The organism is Kitasatospora sp. NBC_01266 (assembly GCF_036242395.1).
Taxonomy (GTDB): Bacteria; Actinomycetota; Actinomycetes; order Streptomycetales; family Streptomycetaceae; genus Kitasatospora.
The window spans coordinates 4827531-4850616 of sequence record NZ_CP108458.1; the positions used below are offsets into that span (position 1 = coordinate 4827531).

At 72.4% G+C, this 23086-nt stretch carries 24 protein-coding genes; 18 read left to right on the forward strand and 6 right to left on the reverse strand.

Annotated elements, in window-relative coordinates:
* Positions 1 to 14: 14 nt before the first annotated feature.
* The gene (locus tag OG403_RS21180; protein WP_329566696.1) at positions 15 to 1325 is read right to left on the reverse strand and encodes an ABC transporter substrate-binding protein; all 1311 of its coding nucleotides are present in this window, start codon (positions 1323 to 1325) and stop codon (positions 15 to 17) included.
* Between the two features lie 155 nt (positions 1326 to 1480).
* Between OG403_RS21180 and OG403_RS21185 the strand changes: the two genes are divergently transcribed.
* Positions 1481 to 1999, forward strand: coding sequence for an SCO4402 family protein (locus OG403_RS21185; protein WP_329566698.1), 519 nt, complete (start codon positions 1481 to 1483; stop codon positions 1997 to 1999).
* Positions 2000 to 2145: 146 nt separating this feature from the next.
* Positions 2146 to 3003 (forward strand): formyltetrahydrofolate deformylase, encoded by an 858-nt coding sequence (gene purU / locus OG403_RS21190; protein ID WP_329572418.1) that lies wholly within the window; start codon positions 2146 to 2148, stop codon positions 3001 to 3003.
* 26 nt (positions 3004 to 3029) lie between these two features.
* Here purU and OG403_RS21195 read toward each other — a convergent pair whose 3' ends face one another.
* Positions 3030 to 4178 (reverse strand): MDMPI N domain containing protein, encoded by a 1149-nt coding sequence (locus tag OG403_RS21195; RefSeq protein ID WP_329566700.1) that lies wholly within the window; start codon positions 4176 to 4178, stop codon positions 3030 to 3032.
* A 37-nt stretch (positions 4179 to 4215) separates the two neighbouring features.
* Entirely contained in the window at positions 4216 to 4713 is a 498-nt protein-coding gene (locus OG403_RS21200; RefSeq protein WP_329566702.1) for an RNA polymerase sigma factor, read from the reverse strand.
* A 238-nt stretch (positions 4714 to 4951) separates the two neighbouring features.
* On the opposite strand from OG403_RS21200, the gene OG403_RS21205 reads away from it, so the two are divergent.
* The 9 genes from OG403_RS21205 to OG403_RS21245 all read left to right on the forward strand — a co-directional run bounded on the left by OG403_RS21205 (position 4952) and on the right by OG403_RS21245 (position 12872).
* Positions 4952 to 5398, forward strand: coding sequence for an ATP-binding protein (locus tag OG403_RS21205; RefSeq protein ID WP_329566704.1), 447 nt, complete (start codon positions 4952 to 4954; stop codon positions 5396 to 5398).
* A gap of 327 nt (positions 5399 to 5725) precedes the next feature.
* Positions 5726 to 6259, forward strand: a complete 534-nt coding sequence (locus OG403_RS21210; protein WP_329566705.1) for a GNAT family N-acetyltransferase — start codon at positions 5726 to 5728, stop codon at positions 6257 to 6259.
* Positions 6260 to 6387: 128 nt separating this feature from the next.
* Positions 6388 to 6747: a DUF4229 domain-containing protein gene (locus OG403_RS21215; RefSeq protein WP_329566707.1), complete on the forward strand. Its 360-nt coding sequence runs from the start codon at positions 6388 to 6390 to the stop codon at positions 6745 to 6747.
* 5 nt (positions 6748 to 6752) lie between these two features.
* The gene (locus tag OG403_RS21220; protein WP_329566709.1) at positions 6753 to 7766 is read left to right on the forward strand and encodes a LacI family DNA-binding transcriptional regulator; all 1014 of its coding nucleotides are present in this window, start codon (positions 6753 to 6755) and stop codon (positions 7764 to 7766) included.
* A gap of 81 nt (positions 7767 to 7847) precedes the next feature.
* Positions 7848 to 8132 (forward strand): hypothetical protein, encoded by a 285-nt coding sequence (locus OG403_RS21225; RefSeq protein ID WP_329566711.1) that lies wholly within the window; start codon positions 7848 to 7850, stop codon positions 8130 to 8132.
* The gene (locus OG403_RS21230; protein WP_329566713.1) at positions 8114 to 8527 is read left to right on the forward strand and encodes a PIN domain-containing protein; all 414 of its coding nucleotides are present in this window, start codon (positions 8114 to 8116) and stop codon (positions 8525 to 8527) included. Before OG403_RS21225 ends, OG403_RS21230 begins: the two co-directional genes overlap by 19 nt.
* Positions 8528 to 8661: 134 nt before the next feature.
* On the forward strand, positions 8662 to 8943 hold the full coding sequence (locus OG403_RS21235) for a hypothetical protein (RefSeq protein ID WP_329566715.1): 282 nt from the start codon (positions 8662 to 8664) through the stop codon (positions 8941 to 8943).
* Positions 8940 to 9368, forward strand: coding sequence for a type II toxin-antitoxin system VapC family toxin (locus OG403_RS21240; RefSeq protein WP_329566717.1), 429 nt, complete (start codon positions 8940 to 8942; stop codon positions 9366 to 9368). The genes OG403_RS21235 and OG403_RS21240 overlap by 4 nt, the downstream gene beginning before the upstream one ends.
* 87 nt (positions 9369 to 9455) lie before the next feature.
* The gene (locus tag OG403_RS21245) at positions 9456 to 12872 is read left to right on the forward strand and encodes an SdrD B-like domain-containing protein (RefSeq protein ID WP_329566719.1); all 3417 of its coding nucleotides are present in this window, start codon (positions 9456 to 9458) and stop codon (positions 12870 to 12872) included.
* Positions 12873 to 12977: 105 nt separating this feature from the next.
* Here OG403_RS21245 and OG403_RS21250 read toward each other — a convergent pair whose 3' ends face one another.
* A complete protein-coding gene (locus OG403_RS21250; protein WP_329566721.1) occupies positions 12978 to 14189 on the reverse strand; it encodes an MFS transporter in 1212 nt (403 codons plus the stop codon).
* A gap of 434 nt (positions 14190 to 14623) precedes the next feature.
* Between OG403_RS21250 and OG403_RS21255 the strand changes: the two genes are divergently transcribed.
* Positions 14624 to 15958, forward strand: a complete 1335-nt coding sequence (locus OG403_RS21255; protein ID WP_329566724.1) for a dicarboxylate/amino acid:cation symporter — start codon at positions 14624 to 14626, stop codon at positions 15956 to 15958.
* Between the two features lie 541 nt (positions 15959 to 16499).
* Here OG403_RS21255 and OG403_RS21260 read toward each other — a convergent pair.
* Positions 16500 to 16703, reverse strand: a complete 204-nt coding sequence (locus OG403_RS21260) for a cold-shock protein (protein WP_030235313.1) — start codon at positions 16701 to 16703, stop codon at positions 16500 to 16502.
* Positions 16704 to 17081: 378 nt separating this feature from the next.
* Between OG403_RS21260 and OG403_RS21265 the strand changes: the two genes are divergently transcribed.
* The 5 genes from OG403_RS21265 (at position 17082) to OG403_RS21285 (ending at position 21458) form a co-directional block, all read left to right on the forward strand.
* A complete protein-coding gene (locus OG403_RS21265) occupies positions 17082 to 17981 on the forward strand; it encodes a menaquinone biosynthetic enzyme MqnA/MqnD family protein (protein ID WP_329572420.1) in 900 nt (299 codons plus the stop codon).
* A 157-nt stretch (positions 17982 to 18138) separates the two neighbouring features.
* Complete coding sequence (mqnC, locus tag OG403_RS21270) at positions 18139 to 19359, forward strand: cyclic dehypoxanthinyl futalosine synthase (protein ID WP_329566727.1); 1221 nt, start codon at positions 18139 to 18141, stop codon at positions 19357 to 19359.
* Positions 19360 to 19373: 14 nt separating this feature from the next.
* Positions 19374 to 19958, forward strand: coding sequence for an amidohydrolase family protein (locus OG403_RS21275; protein ID WP_329566730.1), 585 nt, complete (start codon positions 19374 to 19376; stop codon positions 19956 to 19958).
* Positions 19959 to 20140: 182 nt separating this feature from the next.
* Positions 20141 to 20722 (forward strand): hypothetical protein, encoded by a 582-nt coding sequence (locus OG403_RS21280; protein WP_329566731.1) that lies wholly within the window; start codon positions 20141 to 20143, stop codon positions 20720 to 20722.
* Between the two features lie 43 nt (positions 20723 to 20765).
* A complete protein-coding gene (locus tag OG403_RS21285) occupies positions 20766 to 21458 on the forward strand; it encodes a demethylmenaquinone methyltransferase (RefSeq protein ID WP_329566733.1) in 693 nt (230 codons plus the stop codon).
* A gap of 9 nt (positions 21459 to 21467) precedes the next feature.
* On the opposite strand, the gene OG403_RS21290 is transcribed toward OG403_RS21285, so the two are convergent.
* On the reverse strand, positions 21468 to 21914 hold the full coding sequence (locus tag OG403_RS21290) for a GNAT family N-acetyltransferase (RefSeq protein WP_329566735.1): 447 nt from the start codon (positions 21912 to 21914) through the stop codon (positions 21468 to 21470).
* 189 nt (positions 21915 to 22103) lie between these two features.
* Between OG403_RS21290 and OG403_RS21295 the strand changes: the two genes are divergently transcribed.
* Positions 22104 to 22889: an SCO2525 family SAM-dependent methyltransferase gene (locus OG403_RS21295; RefSeq protein ID WP_329572422.1), complete on the forward strand. Its 786-nt coding sequence runs from the start codon at positions 22104 to 22106 to the stop codon at positions 22887 to 22889.
* Positions 22890 to 23086 lie beyond the last annotated feature (197 nt).

Sequence of the window (23086 nt, forward strand, 5' to 3'; positions counted from 1 at the left end):
GGCCGGACTTGGTTTCAGGAGGGCAGCGGCGTGGGCGTCCCCGGGACGGCCGGCGGCTTGCCACCGGTCAGCACCCAGCGCACGTCCACGAAGCCCGGCTGCGGCTCGGCCAGCCGGCCGTTCTTCACCTGCTGGAAGGTGACCGAGGTGTTCACCAGCCGCGGTGTGTCGGCGCTGGCGAGCATGCTGGTCAGCGACCAGCTGAGCGGCGGGGTGGCGCCGCCGGTGTTGATCGGGTTGCCGCTGTCCAGCTCGGCGCGCAGCGACGTCGAGGTGACCTGCTGGTCGCCCATCCGCTGCACGGCCTGCAGGAAGACCTGGTAGGCGACCCAGGTGGTCTCCACTCCGGGGTCGGAGACGTCGATGCTGGTCATCCCGGCGGTGGCCGGGCTGTTCACCACCGCGCGCAGCGGGTCCCAGACCTTGGAGACCTCCGGCGGGTACCAGCCGGTCGCGTAGGCGTTGGCCAGCGGACCGCCGTCGCCGCCGGTGGAGTCCACCACGGACTGCTGGACGCTGCCGATCACCGAGGCGATCCGGGTGTTCTGCCGGGGCTGGCGGCGCAGCGCGTCCAGCAGGTTCAGGGTGGGTACCGGGCTGAGCGCGGCGGTGACGCAGTTGCCGGGCCGGTCGGCGCCGATCGCCTGCTGGGCCTGGGCGGTGAAGTCGGAGGAGGTCTCGTTGGCCGGGACGTCGGTCAGTGCGACGTTGGCCGGGGCCAGCGCGGCGGCCAGCGCGCCGACCATGGTGTCGCCGGCCGGGGTGTCGGGGCGGATCAGCGCCACCGTCCGGCAGCCGGCCGCGACCAGCTGCAGCCCGCTGCCGGCGATCAGCGCGGGGGTGCCGCCGGCCACCGGGTAGGAGATGGGGCTGGTGAACTCGGGGCTGGAGAGGCCGTAGCCGCCGATGTACGCGATGCCCTTGGCCGCCAGCGGCGGTATGAAGGCGTCGCCGTACTGGCTGTACGAGCCGACCACCGCCACCGCGCCGGCCGCCACGGCCTGTGCGGCGCAGGCGGTGGCACCGTCGGAGGTGTTGTGCTCGTTGCAGGTCAGCACCTTGAGCCGGTGCCCGGCCACCCCGCCCTCGGCGTTGATCGTGGCGCCGATCGCGGTGGCCAGCGCGGTCATGCCGGGCCGGTCGGTCGAGCCGGTGTCGGCCGGCGCCCAGGTCATCACCGTCAGCTCGGCCTTGCTGCTGCTGGCGTCGGCCGAGCCGCCGCAGCCGGTGGCGAGCAGCGCGGGGAGCAGCGCCGCGGTGGCGGCCAGCCCCACCGCGCGGCTGCGCGTGGTGCGACCGGGCCGCGGCCCAGATCTTTCGGACATCTCGTGCTCCCCCTTGGTCGACAGGTGCGCCAACAGCCTTGATGGGGGTTCACACGATCAGAGGGCGGAAGTTCGAACGGTTGGCCAACTCGGGATGAACACGGTGTGGGAACGCGTGTAGATCCCGTTTGGTCGGGAACGTACGATCGTTGCCCATGGCGGTCAGTACAGAAACTTCGAACAGCTCTCCACGAAACCCTTCTCGTCCGGGGCGCCGCTCAAGCACCATGGGCGGCATGCCGCTCAACGATCTGCCCTGGTGGCGCTGGCGCGCCCGGTTGCGCTCAGCCCTGCACATGCTCGCCGACCCCGCCTTCCAACAGGACTACTGGGCGGGTGGTCGGCCGGGCTACGGAGATGTCACCGACGCCGTCTACCGCCTGGTCGAGGACAGCTGGCTGGACCGCTGGTCGGCCGAGAAGTACATCGGCACCGTCGTGCGGGACGCCACCGAGGCGGCCCTGGTGGACGCCGCCGTGCTGCGGGTGCTGCGGATCCTGCACGAGGTCGGCGCCGATGCCCCGGCCGCCGCCTACCTCGGCCACCCCGACTGGCCGGACGCGGTCGCCGCGGCCCGGGCGGCGCACGAGCTGCTGGCGGCCAACGACGGCGAGGACCCGCAGGCCCCGCCGCGTTCGCTCGAAGTGCTGAGGATTCTCACCCGGATCGGCTGACCGGTGCCCGGCTGTGCCACCCTTGACGGATTCACGTGACGGAGACACAGCCTGGCCATGCCGGCCGACCGCGCCGAGGGGCGGGGACGGCCGGCAGCGATGACGAAGGACCAGTGGTGGAGCAGCAGAGGGCGACCGAGCCGACCATGCCGACGGAGTACGTGCTGACCCTGTCCTGCCCGGACAAGCAGGGGATCGTCCACGCGGTCTCCAGCTACCTCTTCATGACCGGCTGCAACATCATCGACAGCCAGCAGTTCGGCGACCGGGACACCGACAGCCGGCTCTTCTTCATGCGGGTGCACTTCTCGGCCGACGCGCCGGTGAGCGTGGAGGGCCTGCGGGCCAGCTTCGCCGCGATCGGCGCCTCCTTCGGCATGGAGTGGGAGATCCACCCGGCCGAGGCGAAGATGCGGGTGGTGCTGATGGTCAGCAAGTTCGGGCACTGCCTGAACGACCTGCTGTTCCGCACCTCGATCGGCGCGCTGCCGGTGGAGATCGTCGCGGTGGTCTCCAACCACACCGACTTCCAGGAGCTGACCGCCTCCTACGGGGTCCCCTTCGTGCACCTCCCGGTCACCCGGGAGACCAAGGCGCAGGCCGAGCGGCAGCTGCTCGACCTGGTCGAGGCCGAGGGCGTCGAGCTGGTGGTGCTGGCCCGCTACATGCAGGTGCTCTCGGACGACCTGTGCAAGGCGCTCTCCGGCCGGGTGATCAACATCCATCACTCCTTCCTGCCGAGCTTCAAGGGCGCCAAGCCCTACCACCAGGCGCACGCCAGGGGCGTGAAGCTGATCGGCGCGACCGCTCACTACGTCACCGCCGACCTGGACGAGGGCCCGATCATCGAGCAGGAGGTGGCCCGGGTGCAGCACGATGTGACGCCGGACCAACTGGTCGCCCTCGGCCGGGACGTGGAGTGCCAGGCGCTGGCCCGCGCGGTGAAGTGGCACAGCGAGCACCGGGTGCTGCTGAACGGGACCAGGACCGTGGTCTTCGGGTAACTCCGGTCAGCTCCGGGCAGCCCCGGTCAGGGCCGGGAGAGCAGCGGTACGGCCGCCAGCAGCTCGCGGATCGCCGCCCGGTCGCCGTACTCGCCGACCGGCAGGTGCTCCGGGTCCCGGTGCGCGGCGGCGAGCTGACAGAACTCGACGCCGTCGATCACCAGTTCGGCGACCGGGTCGGCCATGGCCTCGGATCCGGGGCCGGCCGGCGGGGTGTCCAGCGGGATCAGCCACTCGCCGCTGGCCGGGCCCTCGATCACCAGCCGCAGCGTGCGCACCCCGCCGATCCGGGTGACCGGGCCCGCGTAGGCGCGCGGGCGCCGGCCGGCCAGCGCGCCGGGCAGCATCCGGGCGGCCAGGTCGACCATCTGCCGCAGGTGCGGCGGGGCCGGCGCGGCGTACGGGTAGTCGACCGCGCGGGCCACGTCCTCGCCGTGGATCCAGGTCTCGAAGGCCCGGTCGATGAAGGCGTCGCGGACCGCGATGGTGGCGAAGCCGTAGTCCACCGGCGCCTCGGCGGCGCCCGGACCCACCTCGCGCAGCACCGCCTGGCTCTGCGCCAGCCACAGGGCGCGCACCGCCTCCGGGGCGGCGCCGGCCTGGTCCAGGGTCAGCCGCTCGGTGCGGTCCAGCAGCTCGTGGAACGGATCGGCCGGCTCGCCGCGGTCGCCGCCCTGCGCGGGCACCCGGGGCGCACCGTCGGACACCGGGTCGGGCAGGCCCAGCGCCCGGGCGAGCAGCCCGTCCACCGCGGCCAGGTGGCACAGCACCTCGGCCGGGCGGCGCCGGAGCACCCCGCCGTGCCAGGGCAGTTCGGCCACCTCCTGCCACTCGCCGGGGCCCAGGTCGCGCAGCAGCGCGTCCAGCTTGGCGGTCTCCGCCGCGTACGGGGCGGCCCAGGGGGCGAGCGGATGGTCGGCCGCGCGGCGAGTCAGGCAGAAGTCGAGCACCTGCTGGCGCAGCCCGTCCGGCTGGTCCAGCGGGTCGTCGGTGCGCAGCCGGACGGCGGCCCGGCGCAGCCGTTCGCCCTCCTCGGTGCAGTCCGGGCAGTGCGCGAAGTGCCGCTCCAGCTCGGCGCCCTCCTCGGGCAGGCAGGCCCGCAGCGCCCAGGCGCCGAGCAGGCCGCGCAGCGCCTCGTGTTCCTGCTCCGTCAGCACGAGCTGAACTCCCGTCATCGCCGCGGCTCCTGTCGCGGCCCCGGTCTTGCCGCCATCATGACCCGAACTCCAGTTCCGACGCGAGCAGTTGCAGGCCGAGTCGGAGGCGGTGCTTGGTCGCCTGCTCGCTGATGCCGAGCCGGCGGGCGGTCTCCTGGTAGGTCTGGCCGTCCAGCCAGGTGGTCTCCAGCGTTTCGCGCAGCGGCGGCGGCAGCGCGGCCACCACGTACTGCACCCGGGCGTCGGCGGTCCGGTCGTCGATCTCCGCGGCGCCCAGGTCGGCCCGGCGCAGCCGCTCCACGGCACGCCGGTGGGTGAGTTCACCGACCCAGGAGCGCAGCGAGCGCAGCTCGGGGTCGAACTCCTCCGGGTGCTCCCAGAGATGGCCGAAGACCTCGCGGGTGAGCTGCGCCGCGGCCACCTCGTCGCTCAGGATCCGCCAGGCCAGACCGTGCACCAGGGGTGCCAGCTGGTCGTAGAGCTCGCCGAGGGCGCTCTCCTCGCCGCGGGCCAACCGCGACCGCATCTGCTGGTCCCAGTCCGGTGCGGTCATGGATCCACGGTATAGCGGTGCTGCGGGCTCTGAGGGTCTTTTATCCGAAGAGCTGTCCCTCTTGTTCGAGGGCCGCTGGACATATGTCGCACGGGTGGTTTCGCCGCGTGGCCGCCGCGGGTCGCCGGGGCCGGAGCGGTAGGTTTCGTCACGCCGGTGCTGGGCCCGTCCGAGCCCTGGGCCGCCGACGTCGAGGACAGTCCTACCGGTAGCTCGTCAGGCAGCAGGTGGTGGAGCGGTGCAGGTGCTTCAGGTACAGCTGGCGGTGGCGCCCGACCCCGTGGAGGTCGGCCGGGCCCGCCGATGGGTCCGTGCCCAGGTGCTCGCCTTCGGGGCGGACCCGGACACGTCGTTCGCCGAGGCGCTGGTGCTGGTGGTCTCCGAGCTGGTGACCAACGCGGTGGTGCACACCGGCCGGCCGGCCGTGCTGCGGCTCTGCTGGCCGCCGGACGCGGCGGCGCTGCGGGTGGAGGTGGCCGACGCCAGCGGCAGCGCCCCCGCACCCCGGCACGCGAGCGCGGCGGCCACCAACGGGCGGGGCCTGGAGCTGGTCGAGCTGCTCTGCGTGCGCTGGGGCTGGTATCCGCAGGGCTCGGGGAAGTTGGTCTGGTGCGAGATCGACCGGGACGGGGCAGGCTGCGGATCGGCGGTCTGCGCGGCGGAATCCGGTGCGCTGACGGCCTGACGGCCGGATTGTGCCGTTCGGCAGGCCGAAACGGAGCGCAACCATTCCGAATTTCGGACAAGCCATTGACGTGTCGTATCCAGCTGATCACTCTTGGGTCAGCTCTCCGTTGCGAGGGGACGCCAAGGACCAGCTGGCTTGGGGGATCGGGCTTTCGGGCCGGGTCGGCCGCCGGAGCCTTGGCGAGTGCGGAGCGCCGCTGTGCGGGTCAGGGCCCGTACCGGTGGCCGCCCGGGCCAGGAACGCCCGGCGGCCACCGTGCTTTGCGCCGCCGCCGGTTCGGGGGGGCGGGTGGGCCGTCGCCACCGCCCAGTAGCATCCGGAACCATGACCCTGCACTTCACCCTCGACCCCGAACCGACCCCGGAACTGTGCGCGGAGATCGTCACGCTCTGGACCGACGTCTCCAACGCGGGCGGTGCGGTGGGCTTCGTCCCGCCGGTGACCGAGGGCCGGGTGTGGCCGACGGCGGAGAAGCAGTTCGCCGGTGTCGGCAAGGTGGGCGACCCGGACGCCGACCGGCTGCTGGTCGCCAGGTCCGGCGGCGCGCTCGCCGGGGTGCTCTTCTTCGAGTCGATGCGCTTCGACCTGATGGACCACTGGCGGCTGCTCAAGCGGGTCATGGTGGCGCCCGCGTTCCAGGGGCGCGGCTACGGCATCGAGCTGATGGCCGAGGCCGAGCGGATCGCCCGGGGGTGGGGGCTGGCCGGGCTGCGGCTCACGGCGCGCGGCGGGATGGGCCTGGAGAAGTTCTACGGGCGCTGCGGGTATACCGAGGTCGGCCGGGTGCCGGACGCCATCCGGATCGCGCCCGGGGACGACCGCGACGACATCACCTTCTGGCTCGACCTGCGGCCCTGACAGCGGGCGGGCGCTGCCCGGTCACGGCGGCATGCTTCACTGGGAGACTGCCGCCGCGATCGGGCGGCGCGCCCGCCCGCCGTCAGCCGCCGTACCCGCCGTACCGCCCGTCACGAAGGAAGCCACCCGTGAGCAGCAGCAAGTCCCACGCCACGCTCCGTTACACCTCCCTGCGGGCCAGCATCTTCCTCGGCTGCCTGCTGGTCACCACGCTGCTGGGCCACTTCCAGATCATCCCGGTGGTGGGCGCCACCGGGTTCGTCTTCCTGGTGCTGCTGGCCGCGCTGCTCTCGGCGCCGATCAGCTACGTGGTGCTGAGCAAGCAGCGGGACGAGATGTCCGAGCAGGTCGTCGGCAAGGTCGCGGGCATCCGCTCGCGCGCCGGGCAGCGGATCGCGGAGCAGAACGCCGAGGAGGACGCGGCGGACGACGCCGCCCGCGCCGGGGCGGCCACCGCGTTCGACGCCGGCTCGGCCCCGCAGTCCTGACCGCCGTGCCGACGCCCGCCGAGCCGGGTGCCCCGAGCAGGCGCCCCACCGGCCGCGACGTGGCCCAACTGGCCAGCGTCTCGCAGGCCACGGTCTCGCTGGTCTTCTCCGGCGGCGAGGCCGGCCACCGGGTCTCCGCCGCCACCCGCGAGCGGGTGCTGGAGGCGGCCCGCGGCCTCGGCTACCGCCCGCAGGCGGCCGGCCGCCAGTTGCGGCTGGGCCGCAGCGGCCTGGTCCTGCTCGCCGTCCCCAACCTCCAGGGCCCGTTCTTCGGCCGGGTGCTGGCCGGTGTGCAGGAGGAGGCCGCCCGGCACGGCCTCGAGGTCGTGGTCAGCTCCGGCTGGAGCGCCGCCACCCTCGCCGAGGCCGCCACCACCAGCCGCTTCGACGGGCTGCTGATCTGCTCGCCGGACGACAGCCAGCTCGGCGAGCTGCCGCCGGGCACCCCGGCCGTCTTCCTGGACGCCGACCCGGCCGCGGCCGGCGGCGCTCCCACCGTCGAGTTCGACCTCGCCGGCGGCATGGCGGCCGCCGTCGACCACCTGCTCACCCTGGGCCACCGCCGCCTGGGCCGGCTGCGCTCCACCCACAGCGCGCACACCTTCCGGGTCCGCCAGGCCGCCTTCGAGGCCGCCGCCCGCGACCTCACGGTGCTCGAACTCGGCGTCCACCTCAACCGCGGCGAGAGCGCCGCCCGCGCCGCCGCCACCGAGCTGCTCAGTCGCCCCGACCGCCCGCACGCCGTGCTCTGCGACGACGACGTGGTCGCCTCCGGCGTCTACCAGGCCGCAGCCGACCTGGGCCTGCGGATCCCGCAGGACCTCTCGGTGGTCGGCATCGACAACGTCTCCATCGCCGCCCTGCTCACCCCGCCGCTGACCACCGTCGACCTGCCGGGCGAGCAGCTCGGCCGGGTCGGCGTGGCCGCCCTGGTGGCCCGCCTGGACGGCCACCCGGTGGAGCGGCGGGCGCCGCTGGCCACCTCACTGATCGTCAGATCCTCCACGGCCTCCGGCTGAGCCGTCAGCCCAGGAACGCGGCGACCACCGCCGAGAACCGCGCGCCGGCCCGTATTCCTACTTCTTTGATAATCTTGCCCCATGACCGAGACGCCTTACAGCATCGGCGAGGGCCCTGCGACGCGGGTGAGCCTCTCCCTGCCGGAGGGGACCGCCGAGGCGATCCGCACCCGGGTCGGTAAGCGGGAGTTCTCCGCCTTCATCGCCTCGGCGGTGGAGCGTGAGCTGCGCGGCCAGCTCCTGGACGAGTACCTGGCCGACTACGAGCGGCGCAAGGGCCCGGTCTCCCCGGCGGAGCAGGCCCGCGCCCAGCAGGTGTTCGACGAGGTCTTCGCCGAGGAGGGCGGATGGCCCGCCGCAGGCTGAGTCAGCAAGGCACGCTGGTGCTCGACTCCGAAGGGCTGTCGAAGCTGGCCCAGGACCACGAGCCGACCGTCGCGCTGGTCGCCGAGGCCCGCAAACGCGGTATGGAGGTGGTGATCAGCGCGCTCACCATCACTGAGGCCGCGCACGGGCGCACGGACCAGGCCCGGCTCCGGTGGCTGCTGTCCGGGTTGCGGATCGTGCACGTCGGTGACGAGGAGGCCCGGGCCGCGTCCGCACTGCTGATCGGTGCCGGCCTGCACGGGCACAAGTACGCGATCGACGCGGTGGTGGCCGAGTTGGCGCTGCGCCAGCAGCGGCCGGTGGTCTTGCTGACCTCCGACCTGGACGACATGGTCAAGCTCTGCGGTGACCGGGTCCGACTGGTGGCGGTGTAGCGGTCACTCGTTGAGCCCGGCCCCGCCCTACGCCGCTCGGCGTACCGCACCGCGAGCGGGGCAACCGGATATCCGGCAGGGCTAGGCTGGTCCTCGGTTCACCAGCCGCGAGCGGCCATCTGGAGGAGCTGATCATGAGCACTGCCCCGACCCCGCCGCTGCCGTCCGGCGGTATGCAGCCGCCGCACCCGTTGCGGACCATCCGCGAAATCCGGGAGTCGCTGCCCGCGGACCAGGTGGCGCATTTCGACGCGGAACTCGCCGATACCGATATCGACGCCCTGCCCGCCATACTCCACCGCTGGGCGACCGTTGGGCGCGACGGCTTCCTGGAGCACCTGCTGTCCACCCCGTTCGAGGGCCTGGCGTTCGGCGCACGCTCCTACGACGACGAGAGCGCGGCGGACGGCGAGTGATCTTCCTGCTCGACACCAATGTGGTCGCTGAGCTGACCACCCGGCCGAAGCCGGCCCAGGCCGTGCTGGCCTGGGCCCGGTCGGTTCCGGCCACCGCCTTCGTCCTGAGTGTCATCACCGTTGCGGAGATCGAAGCGGGGATCGCGGCCAGTTCTGACCCGCTACGTCGGGCGACGTTCGAGCGGACGCTGGAGGGCATCCGGCACGAATACCGGGACAGGATCGCTCCCATCGGGGAGCGCGAGGCCATCGCCTATCTCTCCGTCCACCAGAAGCTGAAGAGAGCCGGGGCGGGCATCGACCCGCCCGACGCGCTGATCGCGGCGACCGCCATCGCGAACGGCTGGACGGTGGCGACCCGGAACACCAAGCACCTCGCCCGCACCGGTGCGCTCGTGCTGAACCCATGGGAGCACCGGGCGTAGCCCCGCCCTACGCCGCTCGGCTGAATTACCGTCACCCCTCCCCGTGCCGCCAACCCGACCGGAACACAGTCGGATGAACTGCTCGGCATGCGGATCCACCACTCCCGCCTCATGCTCGCGCGCTTCGTCGCCGTGCTGGCGCTGCTCGCCGGGTCGCTGTTCGGCAGCGGCGCCCTCGCCCCGCCCGCGCAGGCGGCGATCTCCTTCACCAAGACGGTCGACAGACCCGACCCGGTGCCCGGGGAGAACGTCACCTACACGCTGCGCTACACCTGTTCCATCACCGAGTGCCACAACGGGTTGATCACCGACACCCTGCCGGCCGGGATGGAGTTCGTCGGCTGGACCCCGGACCCGTCCTCGGTGGACATCGCGGGCTCCACCGTGCCGGCCGAGGGCAGCCTCGGCGGCACGATGAAGATCAAGCTGCACGATCTGAGCCCCGGCACCACGGCGACCATCACCGTCGTGCTGCGCTACCCCAACTGGACCACGGCCAACGGGACCCACTCGGTCAACACGGCCACCATGACCGCCGACGGCGAGACCGCCGAGACGGCGACCGCCGAGACCACGGCGCATGTCCAGCCGGAGTACACGGTGACCAAGGGGGTGCAGACCAGCAGCGGCGACGGACGCTCCGTCACCTACCAGTTCACCGCCTGCTCCGCCGACGGCGTGCCCAACGTCGACCTGGACACCAGCCGGCTGCTCGACACCCTGCCGCCCGGTGCGGTGGTCGACACCAGCCGCTCGCCGGGCTGGACGCAGGTGCCGCCGGGCCCCAACACCTGGGGCTACGACATCGGCGCGTTCCGGTCGGGCAACGGGCACGCGGGCTGCCGCTTCCCGGGCGTGCTGGTGGTGAACTACCCCGAGGACCGGTTCCCCAACGGGACCACCTCGACCAACACGGTCACCCTCAAGGGCGATCCGCTGGGCCCCGAGCCGGAGCGGGACCTGGACACCGCCACCGCCGAGACCCCCACCTTCCGGCCGCCGACCAGCGGCGTGCACGTCATCACCAGCAAGAGCTGGCGCTCGACCGCGACCGCCGGTGACCTGAACGGCTTCAGCCTCTCCGCCACCAACACCGACGGCCCGGCCACCAGCCTGACCATGACCGACCCGGGCAGCGGCACCACCGAGGGCCTCTACAACTGGTTCGCCCCGCAGTCCATCCAGCTCGACGCGTGGAACCCGACCAGCATCGCCCTCACCCTGGAGTACCGCCTCAACGGCGACCCGGCCTGGCACACCTTCACCCCCGCGACCGCGTTCAACGGCGCGGCCAACCGGCGGATCACCTTCGCCGAGGGAGCCGGCGACCCGGCGGCGGACGTGCTCGGCATCCCGGCCGGCCGCTGGCTGGACGGCCTGCGGTTCACCTGGAACGGCCCGATCCCGACCGGCTGGAGCCCGGGCAACGGCGTGCAGGTGCTGGTCCAGATGCTGGCCACCGGGCACGACGGCCGCACCGCGCCCGACCCGCTGACCAACTGCGTGGACACCACGGCCACCGACGGCAGCAACGACGCCGCCGCCAACGCCTGCGCCAACAGCACCGTCACGGGCGGCACCAACCTGGGCGCGGCCAAGACCACGGTGGCCGGCTCGGTGCTGTCGCCCGGCGGCACGGCCACCTTCCAGGTGATCCCGTACAACCGCACCGGCCGCGCGCTGGACCGTCCGCTGGTGCTGTACGACGTGCTGCCGCTCGGACTGATCTACGTCGACGGCTCGGCCCGGCCCGACCCCGGCTACCCGGGCCTGCCCGCGCCGCAGTCGGTGGAGGTCTCCCCGGGGCCGGGCGGTCGTCAGGTGATCAAGATGACCTGGCCGGCCGGCGCCCCCGACATGACCTACCTGCACGACCAGCTCGCCTACCGGATGCTCTTCGACGCCCAGGTGGCCGGCAGCGTCCGCGGTGGCACGCTGACCAACGACGTCTACGTCACGGCCGACCACCCGTCCCAGCCGGTGACCTGCCGGTACAACGGCAGCGACAGCGGCTCCGCGCCGGACAGCATGGACCTCAACGGTGACGGCAACACCACCGAGACCCTCTGCCACGCCTCCTCGGAGGTCCAGGTGCAGGTCCCGGCCGTGCTGCGGTCGTACAAGGAGGTCAAGGGCGACCTGGACAGCGACTACGGCAGCATGGGCAGCGCCACCCCCGGTGGGCAGCTCTCCTACCGGATGACCGTCCGCAACGACTCGCCCGACGCGGTGCACGACTTCGTCGCCTACGACCGCCTGCCCACCCCGGGCGACGGCTACGTGCTGCACCCCGACGCGCCGCGCGGCAGCGCCTGGGCACCCTCCCTCAGCGAGCCGCTGACCAGCACCGACCCGACCGTGGTGATCGAGTACAGCACCGCCAAGCAGCCCTGCCTGCCGGACACCCTGCGCACCCCCGCGCAGAACGCCGGCTGCGACGCCTCGGCCACCTGGAGCAGCACCTTCCCCGGGCCCGGCCAGGCCGCCTGGTTCCGGGTCAGCCGGCCGGGCGAACTGGCCTCCGGTGCCTCCTTCATGCTCACCTGGCCGATGGTCGCCTCGGTCGACGCGCCCGACGGCGAGTACGCCTGGAACAGCTTCGCCTACACCGCCACCGACGCCTCGGGCCAGCAGCTGCTGCCCGCCGAGCCGGCCAAGGTGGGGGTCGGGGTGAAGCACCCGGAGCCGTCGAACAACGCGCTGGGCGACCGGGTCTGGCAGGACCTCAACGGCTCGGGCATCCAGCAGCCGGGCGAGCCCGGAGTGGCCGGAGTGCGGGTCGAACTGCTCGACGGCAACGGGCAGCCGGTGCGCGACCGCAACGGCAACCCGGTCACCACGGTGACCGACGCCGACGGGTACTACCTCTTCGACCACCTGCCGAACGGGTCCTACGCGGTCCGCTTCGACCTGGCCACGCTGCCGGCCGGCGCCACGGTGACCAAGCGGGGCGCGGGCACCGATCCGGCGCTCGACTCGGACGCCGACCCGGTGACCGGGGTGACCCAGACGGTGCACCTGGCGGGTGGGCAGCGGGATCTCGATCTGGACATGGGCGTGATCCTGGCGGCGCCGCCGTCTCCGACGCCTACGCCTACGCCTACGCCGACTCCGACCCCCACGCCGACGCCGACCTGTCCGCCGTCTCCGACGCCTACGCCGACCCCCACTCCCACTCCCACACCCACTCCCACGCCGACCCCCACGCCCACACCCACTCCCACGCCGACCCCCACGCCCACACCCACTCCCACGCCGACCCCCACGCCTACTCCGACTCCCACACCCACGCCTACACCGACCGGGACGGCCACGCCGACTCCCACCCCCACGCCTACACCGACCCCCACCCCCACCCCGTCCCCGACCCGGACCGGGCCCCCGCTGCCCGACACCGGCAGCGACCTGCCCGGCGGTGTGCTCGCCGCCCTCGCGGGCACCCTCGCTCTCGGCGGGCTGCTCCTGCTGCGGATCTCCACCCGCCGCTCGGGCCGCCACGGGTAGCCGGTAGCCGGTGACCCGGCAGCAGTGAAACCGACGGCCGCTCAGGAATCCTCTCCAGGATCCTGAGCGGCCGTCACTGTGCTGTCAGAGCACCGGGCCGCGGCCTCAGCCCACCGGCACGGGCCGGGCCGCCGCCGCCGGCGCCGCCGCCGGGCGCAGCTGCCGCCGGGCGAGGAAGAGCAGCACCCCGCCGAGGCTGATCCCGCCGACCGAACACCAGGCCACCGCCGCCAGCGAGCCGGCCACCAGCGAGCCGGAGACCGCGTAGCCGAGCGCGTTGCCGGTGGCGAAGAGGGTGACCAGCCAGGCGAAGGCCTCGGTCACCGTCCCGGTCGGGGCCAGTTCGGCGACCAGCACGAAGGCCGCCGCGAGCAGCGGGGCCAGGCCGATGCCGGAGACGAAGGCGAGCAGCGCCATCGGCCCGGGGCCGGGCAGCAGGAGCAGCGGCAGGTAGCAGACGCCCATCGCCAGGGCCAGCGCCCAGGTGCGGGTCGCGGTGTCGCTGCGCCAGCTCCGCGCGCCGTAGCCGAGCGCGCCGAGCAGCCCGGCCAGTGCCGCCAGCGCGAGCAGCAGCCCGGCGCCGCCCGGCAGTTGGTGCGGGTGACGCTCGGCGTAGGCGATGAAGAGGACGTTCTGCGCGCCGACCGTCCAGCCCGCGCCGGCCAGGCCGATCAGCAGCAGGACCAGACCGGGGGAGCGCAGTGGGCCGAGCAGTCCGGCGCCGTGCCCGCGCGGCGGTGCCTGCCAGCGGCGGGCCGGACCGGCGGTGGCGACCACCAGGGCACCGGCCAGGCCGAGGCCGGCGGCGGTCCACAGCGCGGCGACCGGACTGGCGAGGGCCGCGATGCCGGCCACCGCGAGCGGGCCGGCCACGTAGAGGATCTGCTGGGAGGCGGAGTCGAAGGCGTAGGCGGTGTCGAGCTGCTCCTGGGCGACCACGTCGGGCCAGAGCGCGCGCAGGCAGGGTTCGAGCGGCGGCATGCACAGGCCCGCCAGTGCGGCGCCGGCGATCCCGGCCGCCGGGTTGCCGGGAGCCAGCGCCAGCAGCGCGTAGCCGAACCCGGCGACCACGGCGGAGCTGACCAGCACCCGGGGCTGCCCGGTGCGGTCGACGATCCGCCCGAGCACCGGGCCGCCGACCGCCGCCGAGATCGCGTAGGCGGCCGTGGCCAGCCCGATCCTGCTGTACGGCGCCCCCGCCTCGCGCAGCGCGAGCGCGATGACGAGCGCGGTCATGCCGGCCGGGAGGCGGCCGAGCAGGGTGCCGAGCAGCAGTCGGGTCACGTGCGGGGCGCGGAGCAGGGCGAGGTAGCCCACGGGGGTCTCCCGGGCAGTGGTGGCGGGGGGTGTCACCTCAAGTTATACGTATAACTAGGGTCGGTCAATCTGACGGACCGTTGATCGGGACGGCCCCGCGGCCCGCTCATGTGGAGACCCTGTCGCCGTCTCATCTCAAAGAAGTACTTTGAAGATCTCAAATCTTTACTGTTAATGTGTCGCTCATGACCACCCCAGGCGCACTCCGGCAGCAGGACATGAGCGGTTCGCTCATGCCGTGCGCGCTGCCGCTGTCGCGGTGCCTGCCGGGTGTGGGCTCGTGTCGCGTTCCGAGCTGTAGTCAGGCGGCGTACCTCTCGCTGTGAACTGTCCGGCCGGTCGGCTGACCTGGCCTGGACGCCTCCCGTGCGCCGCCCATCCCCCCGCTGCCTCTGCCCGTGCTTTCCCCACTCCCGCCTCGGAGCCGCACCCCCATGTCCAGCACCACCCCTGCCCCCGCGCCCTCGGGCCTGGCCCGGCTGCGCCGCACCCCGTTCTGGGTGCAGATCGTCGCCGGCCTGGTGCTCGGCGTCGTCCTGGGCTTCGTCGCCCGGCAGAACGACGTCTCCTGGCTGACCACCACGCTCGACACCGTCGGCAAGACCTTCGTCCAGCTGCTCAAGCTGGCCGTTCCGCCGCTGGTCTTCACCGCGATCGTGGTGTCGATCGCCAACCTGCGGAACGTCACCAACGCCGCCCGGCTGGCCGCGCGCACGCTGCTCTGGTTCGGGATCACCAGCCTGATCGCGGTCTCCATCGGCCTGGCGATCGGCCTGGTCACCGACCCGGGCCACGGCACCAACCTCTCCACCAGCGGCCTGAAGGCGCCGCAGGGCACCGGCTCCTGGGTCGACTTCCTGACCGGCATCATCCCGACCAACATCGCGGACGCCTTCCTCAAGGTGAACGTGCTGCAGATCGTCTTCCTGGCGGTGGTGGCCGGCGCCGCCATCCTGAAGGCCGGTGAGAAGGCCGCGCCGGTGCTGAAGCTCAACGAGTCGCTGCTCGAACTGGTGCAGACCGCCCTGTGGTGGGTGATCCGGCTGGCCCCGCTCGGCACCCTCGGCCTGATCGGCAAGTCCGTCGCCGAGTACGGCTGGGACCTGCTGCGCCCACTGGCCACCTTCACCGCCGACATCTACCTCGGCTGCGCGCTGGTGCTCTTCGTCGTGTACTCGCTGCTGCTGCGTTTCGTCGGCGGGCTGAACCCGCTGCGCTTCTTCCAAGGCGCCTGGCCCGCCATCCAGTTGGCCTTCGTCTCGCGCTCCTCGGTCGGCACCCTGCCGGTCACCCGCCGGGTCGCCGAGCGCCTCGGTGTCCCGAGCGAGTACGCGAGCTTCGCCGTCCCGTTCGGCGCCACCACCAAGATGGACGGCTGCGCCGCGATCTACCCCTCGATCGCCGCGATCTTCGTCGCGCAGGTCTACGGCATCCACCTCGGCATCGGTGACTACCTGCTGATCGCCTTCGTCTCGGTGATCGGCTCCGCCGCCACCGCCGGCCTCACCGGCGCCATCGTGATGCTGACCCTGACCCTGTCCACCCTCGGCCTGCCGCTGGAGGGCGTCGGCCTGCTGCTGGCCATCGACCCGATCCTCGACATGATGCGGACCGCCACCAACGTGGCCGGCCAGGTGGTCGTGCCGATCCTGGTGTCGGCCCGTGAGAAGACGCTGGACCTGGTCGCCTACAACGCGCCGTCCGCCGAGCTGTACGCGGTGGCGGGTGCCGTGCAGCAGCGCGAGGACGAGGTGGCCGTGGCGGCCTGAGTCACCGGTCCGCGCCCGAGCCCCTTCCCCGGCACCCGCCGAGGGAGGGGCTCGGATGCGTTGCGCGGTGATGGTGGTGCCGATCGGGCGGCCGTCGGTTTTCGGACGGTCGGTCACCTGTCGCCGGGTGCACGGCTCGTCAGGTCGCCGTCCGGCGGGTGCGGGAACCGGACTCGGGCCGGAACGCCCGAATCAGATCGATTCGGACTGAACCGGATCGGATCGGAGACCGTCGGGTACGCAGGAATTGACGGCGAACGGAAACGCCGAATCACACGTTCGAGTACGAACGTTCAGCCGGACGGCGGGGGGAGGTCGGCGCGGCACGGGAGGTGGCGTCGGCCGTCAACGGTGTACCGCAGGAGAAGCGTTGCCCCGCGCCGGGCCCGGGGAAACGGCAGGGGGCCCGCTCGGCGGGCCCCCTTGGTACTGCAAGTCATGCTCGTGCGGCCCACGGGAGGGCCGGCGGTGGACCAGGCGCGCGGCAAGGTCCTGAGCGATCAAGCCATCAGAAGGTGTTCGGATCGCGCTGAGCCGGCGATCAGATCGCGGTGACGTTCTCCGCCTGCGGGCCCTTCGGGCCCTGGGTGACGTCGAAGCTGACCGCCTGGTTCTCCTCCAGCGAGCGGAAGCCGTTCGCGTTGATGGCGGAGTAGTGGACGAAGACGTCGGGGCCGCCGCCCTCCTGGGCGATGAAGCCGAAGCCCTTCTCAGCGTTGAACCACTTGACGGTTCCCGTGGCCATGCCGTTCTCCTTGCGAGGGACGTGTTGGTTACCACACCGTGTGGCAACCGGTCCGCTGCGCTGATCGCCCCGCCTCCGGAGTGGGCCCGGAGTTTTTCGCACAATGCTGCAATGCTGAAAAACTACAAAAAGCCCGCGGTTACATGCTCCGCAGGCTTCAAGTACTGCAAGGGGAATCAAACTGCAACTGGATGAAACCGTAGCACGGAGGCGCGGGCTCGACCAGAGGTGTCTCGCGGTGCCAGAGGGGCGTGTCGGAGTTGGCTTGAAGTGTGTCGGACGGGGGTCGCGCGGGCCTGCCGAGCCCCCGGGCATACGCTGCGAAGACCGGACGAACGGGCAAAGGAGCACGCGGTGGCTGATCTGGTGGAAGAGGCAGTGGGAGCCGGTCCCGGCAGCGGGCCGAGCGGCCCCGGGGGAGCGCCGCTGACCCGGCCGCGGGTCGGCCACATCCAGTTCCTCAATTGCGTTCCCCTCTATTGGGGGCTGGCCCGCACCGGCAGCCTGCTCGACTTCGAGCTCACCAAGGACACCCCCGAGAAGCTGAGTGACCTGCTGGTGAACGGCGCGCTCGACGTGGGCCCGATCACCTGCGTGGAGTACCTGCGGCACGCGGACGAGCTGGTGGTGCTGCCGGACATCGCGGTCGGCAGCGACGGCCCGGTGATGTCCTGCGTGATCGTCAGCAAGCTGCCGCTCGGCGAACTGGACGGCAAGCGAGTCGCCCTGGGGTCCACCAGCCGCACCTCGGTGCGCCTCGCCCAGCTGCTGCTCGCCGAGCGCGAGGGGGTCCGGCCGCAGTACTACAGCTGCCCGCCCGATCTGGACGCGATGCTCGCCGAGGCCGACGCCGCCGTGCTGATCGGGGACCCGGCGCTGCGGGCCACCCTGGAGGCGCGGCCGGAGTGCGGGTACACCGTGCACGACCTCGGCGAGATGTGGAAGGAGTGGACCGGCCTGCCCTTCGTCTTCGCCGTCTGGGCGGCCCGGCGCGAGTTCGTCGAGCAGCGGCCGGAGCTGGTGGCGGCGGTGCACCGGGCGTTCCTGGAGTCCCGCGACCTCTCGCTGGCCGAGGCCGACCAGGTGGCCGCGCAGTCGGCGCGCTGGGAGCCGTTCGACGCGGCGGTGCTGGAGCGCTACTTCAGCCAGGCGCTGGACTTCTCGCTCGGTGAGCGGCAGTTGGCCGGGATCACCGAGTTCGCCCGCCGGGTGGCCCACGACAGCGGCTTCGCGCCCGAGGTGACGATCCGCCTGCTGGAGCCCGCCGCGCTGGGCTGAACCGGGGCCCGACCCGGGCGCGGTGACCCGCCGCCCAGCTCCCCCGGGCGGGGGAGTCGGCGGCGGTTACCCCTGGCGTAGGCTGGTCGGGTCATGCCGCCGGGGCCGGGCCACCAGCTCTTTCCCGGCCAATCCTGGAGAGAAAGAAGGCCGCCAGGTGTCCGAGCCCGCAGCGACTCTCGACGCGCCCAGCACCGACCTGCAGGCGGTCCTCGACCGCGCGGCGGCCGGCGGCCGGATCTCGGCCGAGGAGGCGCTGGAGCTCTACCGCTCCGCGCCGTTGCACGCGCTCGGCGCGGCGGCCGACGCGGTCCGCCGGCGGCGGTACGCGGGTGTCGAGCACATCGCGACGTACATCATCGAGCGCAACATCAACTACACCAACGTCTGCGTGACGGCGTGCAAGTTCTGCGCCTTCTACGTGCCGCCGAAGAGCGACAAGGGCTGGTCGCGCGACCTGGACGAGATCCTGCGCCGCTGCGCGGAGACCGTGGAGCTCGGCGGCACCCAGATCATGTTCCAGGGCGGCCACCACCCGGACTACGGCGTGGAGTACTACGAGCGCGCGTTCTCCGCGATCAAGGCGGACTTCCCGCAGCTGGTGATCCACTCGCTGGGTGCCTCCGAGGTCGAGCACATGGCCCGGATCTCCGACGTCTCCATCGAGGAGGCGATCACCCGGATCCACACCGCCGGCCTGGACTCCTTCGCCGGCGCCGGCGCCGAGTTGCTGCCGGAGCGCCCGCGCAAGGCGATCGCCCCGCTCAAGGAGTCGGGCGAGCGCTGGCTGGAGATCATGGAGACCGCGCACCGGCTGGGTGTCGAGTCCACCTCCACCATGCTGATGGGCACCGGCGAGACCAACGCCGAGCGGATCGAGCACCTGCGGATGATCCGCGAGGTGCAGGACCGCACCGGCGGCTTCCGGGCGTTCATCCCCTACACCTACCAGCCGCAGAACAACCACCTCAAGGGCTCGACCCAGGCGACCGTCTTCGAGTACCTGCGGATGATCGCGATCGCCCGGCTCTTCCTGGACAACATCGCGCACATCCAGGGCTCCTGGCTGACCACCGGCAAGGAGGCCGGCCAGCTCTCGCTGCACTACGGCGCCGACGACCTGGGCTCGGTCATGCTGGAGGAGAACGTGGTGTCGGCGGCCGGTGCCAAGCACCGCTCCAACCTGACCGAGCTGATCCACCTGATCCGCACCGCGGGCCGGGTGCCCGCGCAGCGCTCGACCACCTACCAGCACCTGCGGGTGCTGGACGACCCGGCCAACGACCCGGTCGACCCGCGGGTCGCCTCGCACATCGCCTCCACCGCGATCGAGGGCGGCACCGCGCACCCGGAGTTGACCATCCTCTCCACCAACTGATCGCGCCCGCCGAGGTGCTCACCCTCCACCGGGCCACCGTGCTGCGCCCGTCCGGCACCGCCCCGTCGATCACCGACGGGGCGGTGCTGGTACGTGGCGACCGGATCGCCGCGCTCGGCCCGTACGCCGAGCTGGCGGCGGCCCACCCGGACGCGCGGCTGCGTGAGTGGAGCGGCGCGCTGCTCGGCCCGGGGCAGGCGCAGCCGCACGCCGGGTGGCTGCTGGAGCGGTACTACCACCCCGACCCGCGGGAGGAACTCGGCGTCGAGCCGCGGCCGATGCCGCCCGGCGGTGTCGATCCCGGGCACTACGGGGGCCTGGGCGGCAGCGCCCGGCGCGGGCTGCAGCGGCTGCTGCGGGCGGGGACCACGGCGCTGGCCGGCCCGTTCGAGCGGCCCGAAGTGCTGGCGGCGGTCGGCCGTTCGGGGCTGCGGGTGGTGGCCCCGATCGAACCGCCCTACGCGCCGGACGAGTTCGACGGCGTGCCGGACAGGGCACTCTCGGTCGACGGGCGGGCGGATTTCGCCATCTTCGATCAGGAGACCGATCAGTGCCTGGGTACGGTACTCGCCGGTAGATTGGTGTACCGGGGGCGCTGAGCCGCTCCAGGGCAGGCGGTGCGGGGATCGTCCGTCGGCGAACTCAGCTGCCCGGACGGTGGGCTGATGCCCCCTCGCCGTGACCTGAGGCACCGACAGCGGTTACGATCCCGGTCGGCCCCGCGCAACTGCCGCCGGTCCGTGCCGCCTGATGCCTAGGGAAGCCAAGGACAGCCCAGCCCATGCGATCCCCGTCGTCCGTGCTCGCCGCCCCCAGGATCGGCCGTGGCTGGTACCTCGCGGCGGTGCTGAGCGCCGTACTGGCGCTCGGCATGTGCCTGCTGGGCTGGCGGCAGACCCAGTTGGCCGACCAGATCGGCGCGCACCCGGTCCGGGTCGAGGGCGTGGTCACCCAACTGCCGGGCGGCAGCGCGACCTACAGCGGCGTGCGCTACCAGGCGGACGGCCAGCAGCACAGCGCCACCGACCTGGCGCTGCCCGCGCAGGCCAAGGTCGGCGACCCGATCTGCCTGGAGCACGCCGCCACCGACCCCGGGGCGGTGCGGGTCTGCGACCAGCACTACCCGCAGGCGGCCGGGGTGCGGCTGGCCCAGATCAGCGTGCCGGTCGCGCTGCTGGTCTGCCTGCTCTGCGCGCTGCGGATCACCCGGCACCGGCGCTCGCTCGGCGCCCGGATCCGGCAGGCCCGGGTGGTCACCACGGTGGCGCTGGCCACCGAGGCGCTGGCCGAGGGAATGCCGGCGATCACCCAGGGCAAGCGCTCCCGGCGCCGCCGCAAGGGCGGGCGGCGCGCCCTGAGGTGAGCCCGGGGCGGGGCCGGGCGGGGCCAGGGTGAAGAATGGGGTGGTGACCCGAGCCAACCTGGACAAGCAGCCGAACGAAGTCGCCGCCATGTTCGACGACGTCGCGGCCAAGTACGACCGGACCAACGACGTCCTCTCGCTGGGCCAGGCCAGGGCCTGGCGCCGCGCGGTGGCCGAGGCGGTCGGCGCGGGCCCCGGGGACCTGGTGCTGGACCTCGGGGCCGGGACGGGCACCTCCTCGCTGCCGTTCCGGGAGGCGGGCGCCAAGGTCGTCCCCTGCGACTTCTCGATCGGCATGCTCGCCGAGGGCAAGCGCCGGCACCCCGAGCTGCCGCTGACCGCCGGCGACGCCACCAGGCTGCCGTTCGCCGACGCCTCCTTCGACGCCGTCACCATCTCCTTCGCGCTGCGCAACGTGCACGACACCGACGCCGCGCTGAGCGAGCTGTACCGGGTCACCAAGCCCGGTGGCCGGGTGGTGATCTGCGAGTTCTCCACCCCCACCTGGACCCCGCTGCGCACCGTCTACACCGAGTACCTGATGCGCGCGCTGCCGCCGGTGGCCACCAAGGTCAGCAGCAACCCCGACGCGTACGTCTACCTCGCCGAGTCGATCCGGGCCTGGCCCGACCAGCCGGCGCTGGCCGCCAAGCTGCAGCAGGCGGGCTGGACCAAGGTCGCCTGGCGCAACCTCACCGGCGGGATCGTCGCCCTGCACCGCGGCACGAAGGCCTGACCGGGGCGGTCAGCCGAGTTTCCGGGCCAGGATGAGCCGGTCGTGGCCCGGGCCGAAGTACGCCTGCCGCGGCTCGACGGTCGTGAAGTGGAGCGACCGGTAGAGGTTGAGCGCGACCTCGTTGTTCGGCTCCACGCTGAGTCGCACCTCGGCGACCTCGTCGGCGGCGAGGCGTTCGATCGCCTTGTGCATCAGCAGGCGCCCGTATCCGTTGCCCCGGGCCTGCGGGACGACTCCGAGACCGAGTACCCAACCGTGCCGCTGGTTGTCGGGTGTGGTGGCGAGCATGGCGTAGCCGGTGAGTTCGCGCTCGTGCTCCAGGATCAGGAAGCGCTCGCCATGGACCTCTAACAACTGCCGTAGGACGAAGTAGGGGTAGGCGTCGTCGGTGAAGATCAGCCGATCGATGTCGTGGAGCTGCCCCAGGTCCCCCTCCCTCGCGCCTCGCACGGTCACGGCCGCCTCACTCCTTCGAGCGGATTGCTGCACAGCTTGACCTTCCGTCGAGTTGACTCCCGCTTCGCACAAAATCCGTACTGGTAACGTTCTTTGACGCGCCGTCAGCCCTGACGGATGCTAGTCTTGTATCCTTTCGAGTGTCGATGCGAGAGGCCGGTCGAGAGCATGCTGACCCCCGTGGACGACATGCCCTCCGGGCCAGTGAAGGTCGCAGACATCGCCAGAGACAGCGTCAGGAACAGCGAGGCCCCCTGGGACTCGTTCAACGCTTTGGAATACCTCAACGAGAACTACCTTCGGCTGCAGCAGGAGGACCGGCTGATCCTCACCGCGGTGCGGGATCACTTCGGCGCCCACTTCCAGCGCCATGGCGGCGGCGGCCTGCGCGGCCTCGACGTCGGCGCCGGCACCAACCTCTACCCGTCCCTGGCGATGCTGCCGTGGTGCTCGCGGATCACGCTGTTCGAGCGGGCCCCGGGCAATGTGGCGTGGCTGCGCGGCGAGGTCGCAGGGTACGGACGGAACTGGGACGCGTTCTGGCGGCTGCTGGCTGAACACCCGGCCTACCAGGGCATTGACGACCCGCGAGCGCTGCTGAGCGGGGCCGCCGAGGTGGTCCAGGGGGACCTCTTCGCCCAACTGCCCGAGCGCGGTGCCGATGTCGGCACCATGTTCTTCGTGGCGGAGTCGCTCTCCACCGAGCGGGAGGAGTTCGTCAAGGCGGTCAACGTGTTCGTCCGGGCGCTGCGCCCGGGGGCCCCGTTCGCGGTGGCGTTCATGGAGAACTCGGACGGTTCCGACGTCGGGGAGTTGCACTTCCCGGCGTGCAGGATCGTCACGAACGACGTCGTGGACTGCCTGCGCGGCCACGCGGCGGACGGCCTACAGGTCAACCGGATCGAGATCCCGGGTGAGCTGAAGTTGCGCGACGGGCCCACCTGCATGCTGCTGGCTCTGGGGCAGATCCGGTAGTGCGCCGGGCGCCGGAGGAGTGGTCGGCAGCTCCAAGCGAACGCACGTCGCTCAGGTGTGCAGGGGCAGGCGTACGTCGGATCCGGTTAGCGGCCGCACAACCCCGCCCTCGGCAGGCTTGACACCTCCAGATAGGCAGCTCTGATTTCTCCGCGGGAGTTCGAGGCGTCACAAGGCCGCGTTGCCCTGCCGTCCTG

Coding starts and splice junctions, on each gene's coding strand:
- OG403_RS21180 (WP_329566696.1), bottom strand. CDS start 1,325: ATGTCCGAAAGATCTGGGCCGCGGCCCGGTCGCACCACGCGCAGCCGC.
- OG403_RS21210 (WP_329566705.1), top strand. CDS start 5,726: ATGACCCTGCACTTCACCCTCGACCCCGAACCGACCCCGGAACTGTGC.
- OG403_RS21200 (WP_329566702.1), bottom strand. CDS start 4,713: ATGACCGCACCGGACTGGGACCAGCAGATGCGGTCGCGGTTGGCCCGC.
- purU (WP_329572418.1), top strand. CDS start 2,146: ATGCCGACGGAGTACGTGCTGACCCTGTCCTGCCCGGACAAGCAGGGG.
- OG403_RS21230 (WP_329566713.1), top strand. CDS start 8,114: ATGGCCCGCCGCAGGCTGAGTCAGCAAGGCACGCTGGTGCTCGACTCC.
- OG403_RS21185 (WP_329566698.1), top strand. CDS start 1,481: ATGGCGGTCAGTACAGAAACTTCGAACAGCTCTCCACGAAACCCTTCT.
- OG403_RS21295 (WP_329572422.1), top strand. CDS start 22,104: ATGCCCTCCGGGCCAGTGAAGGTCGCAGACATCGCCAGAGACAGCGTC.
- OG403_RS21195 (WP_329566700.1), bottom strand. CDS start 4,178: ATGACGGGAGTTCAGCTCGTGCTGACGGAGCAGGAACACGAGGCGCTG.
- OG403_RS21235 (WP_329566715.1), top strand. CDS start 8,662: ATGAGCACTGCCCCGACCCCGCCGCTGCCGTCCGGCGGTATGCAGCCG.
- OG403_RS21225 (WP_329566711.1), top strand. CDS start 7,848: ATGACCGAGACGCCTTACAGCATCGGCGAGGGCCCTGCGACGCGGGTG.
- OG403_RS21255 (WP_329566724.1), top strand. CDS start 14,624: ATGTCCAGCACCACCCCTGCCCCCGCGCCCTCGGGCCTGGCCCGGCTG.
- OG403_RS21280 (WP_329566731.1), top strand. CDS start 20,141: ATGCGATCCCCGTCGTCCGTGCTCGCCGCCCCCAGGATCGGCCGTGGC.
- OG403_RS21260 (WP_030235313.1), bottom strand. CDS start 16,703: ATGGCCACGGGAACCGTCAAGTGGTTCAACGCTGAGAAGGGCTTCGGC.
- OG403_RS21245 (WP_329566719.1), top strand. CDS start 9,456: ATGCGGATCCACCACTCCCGCCTCATGCTCGCGCGCTTCGTCGCCGTG.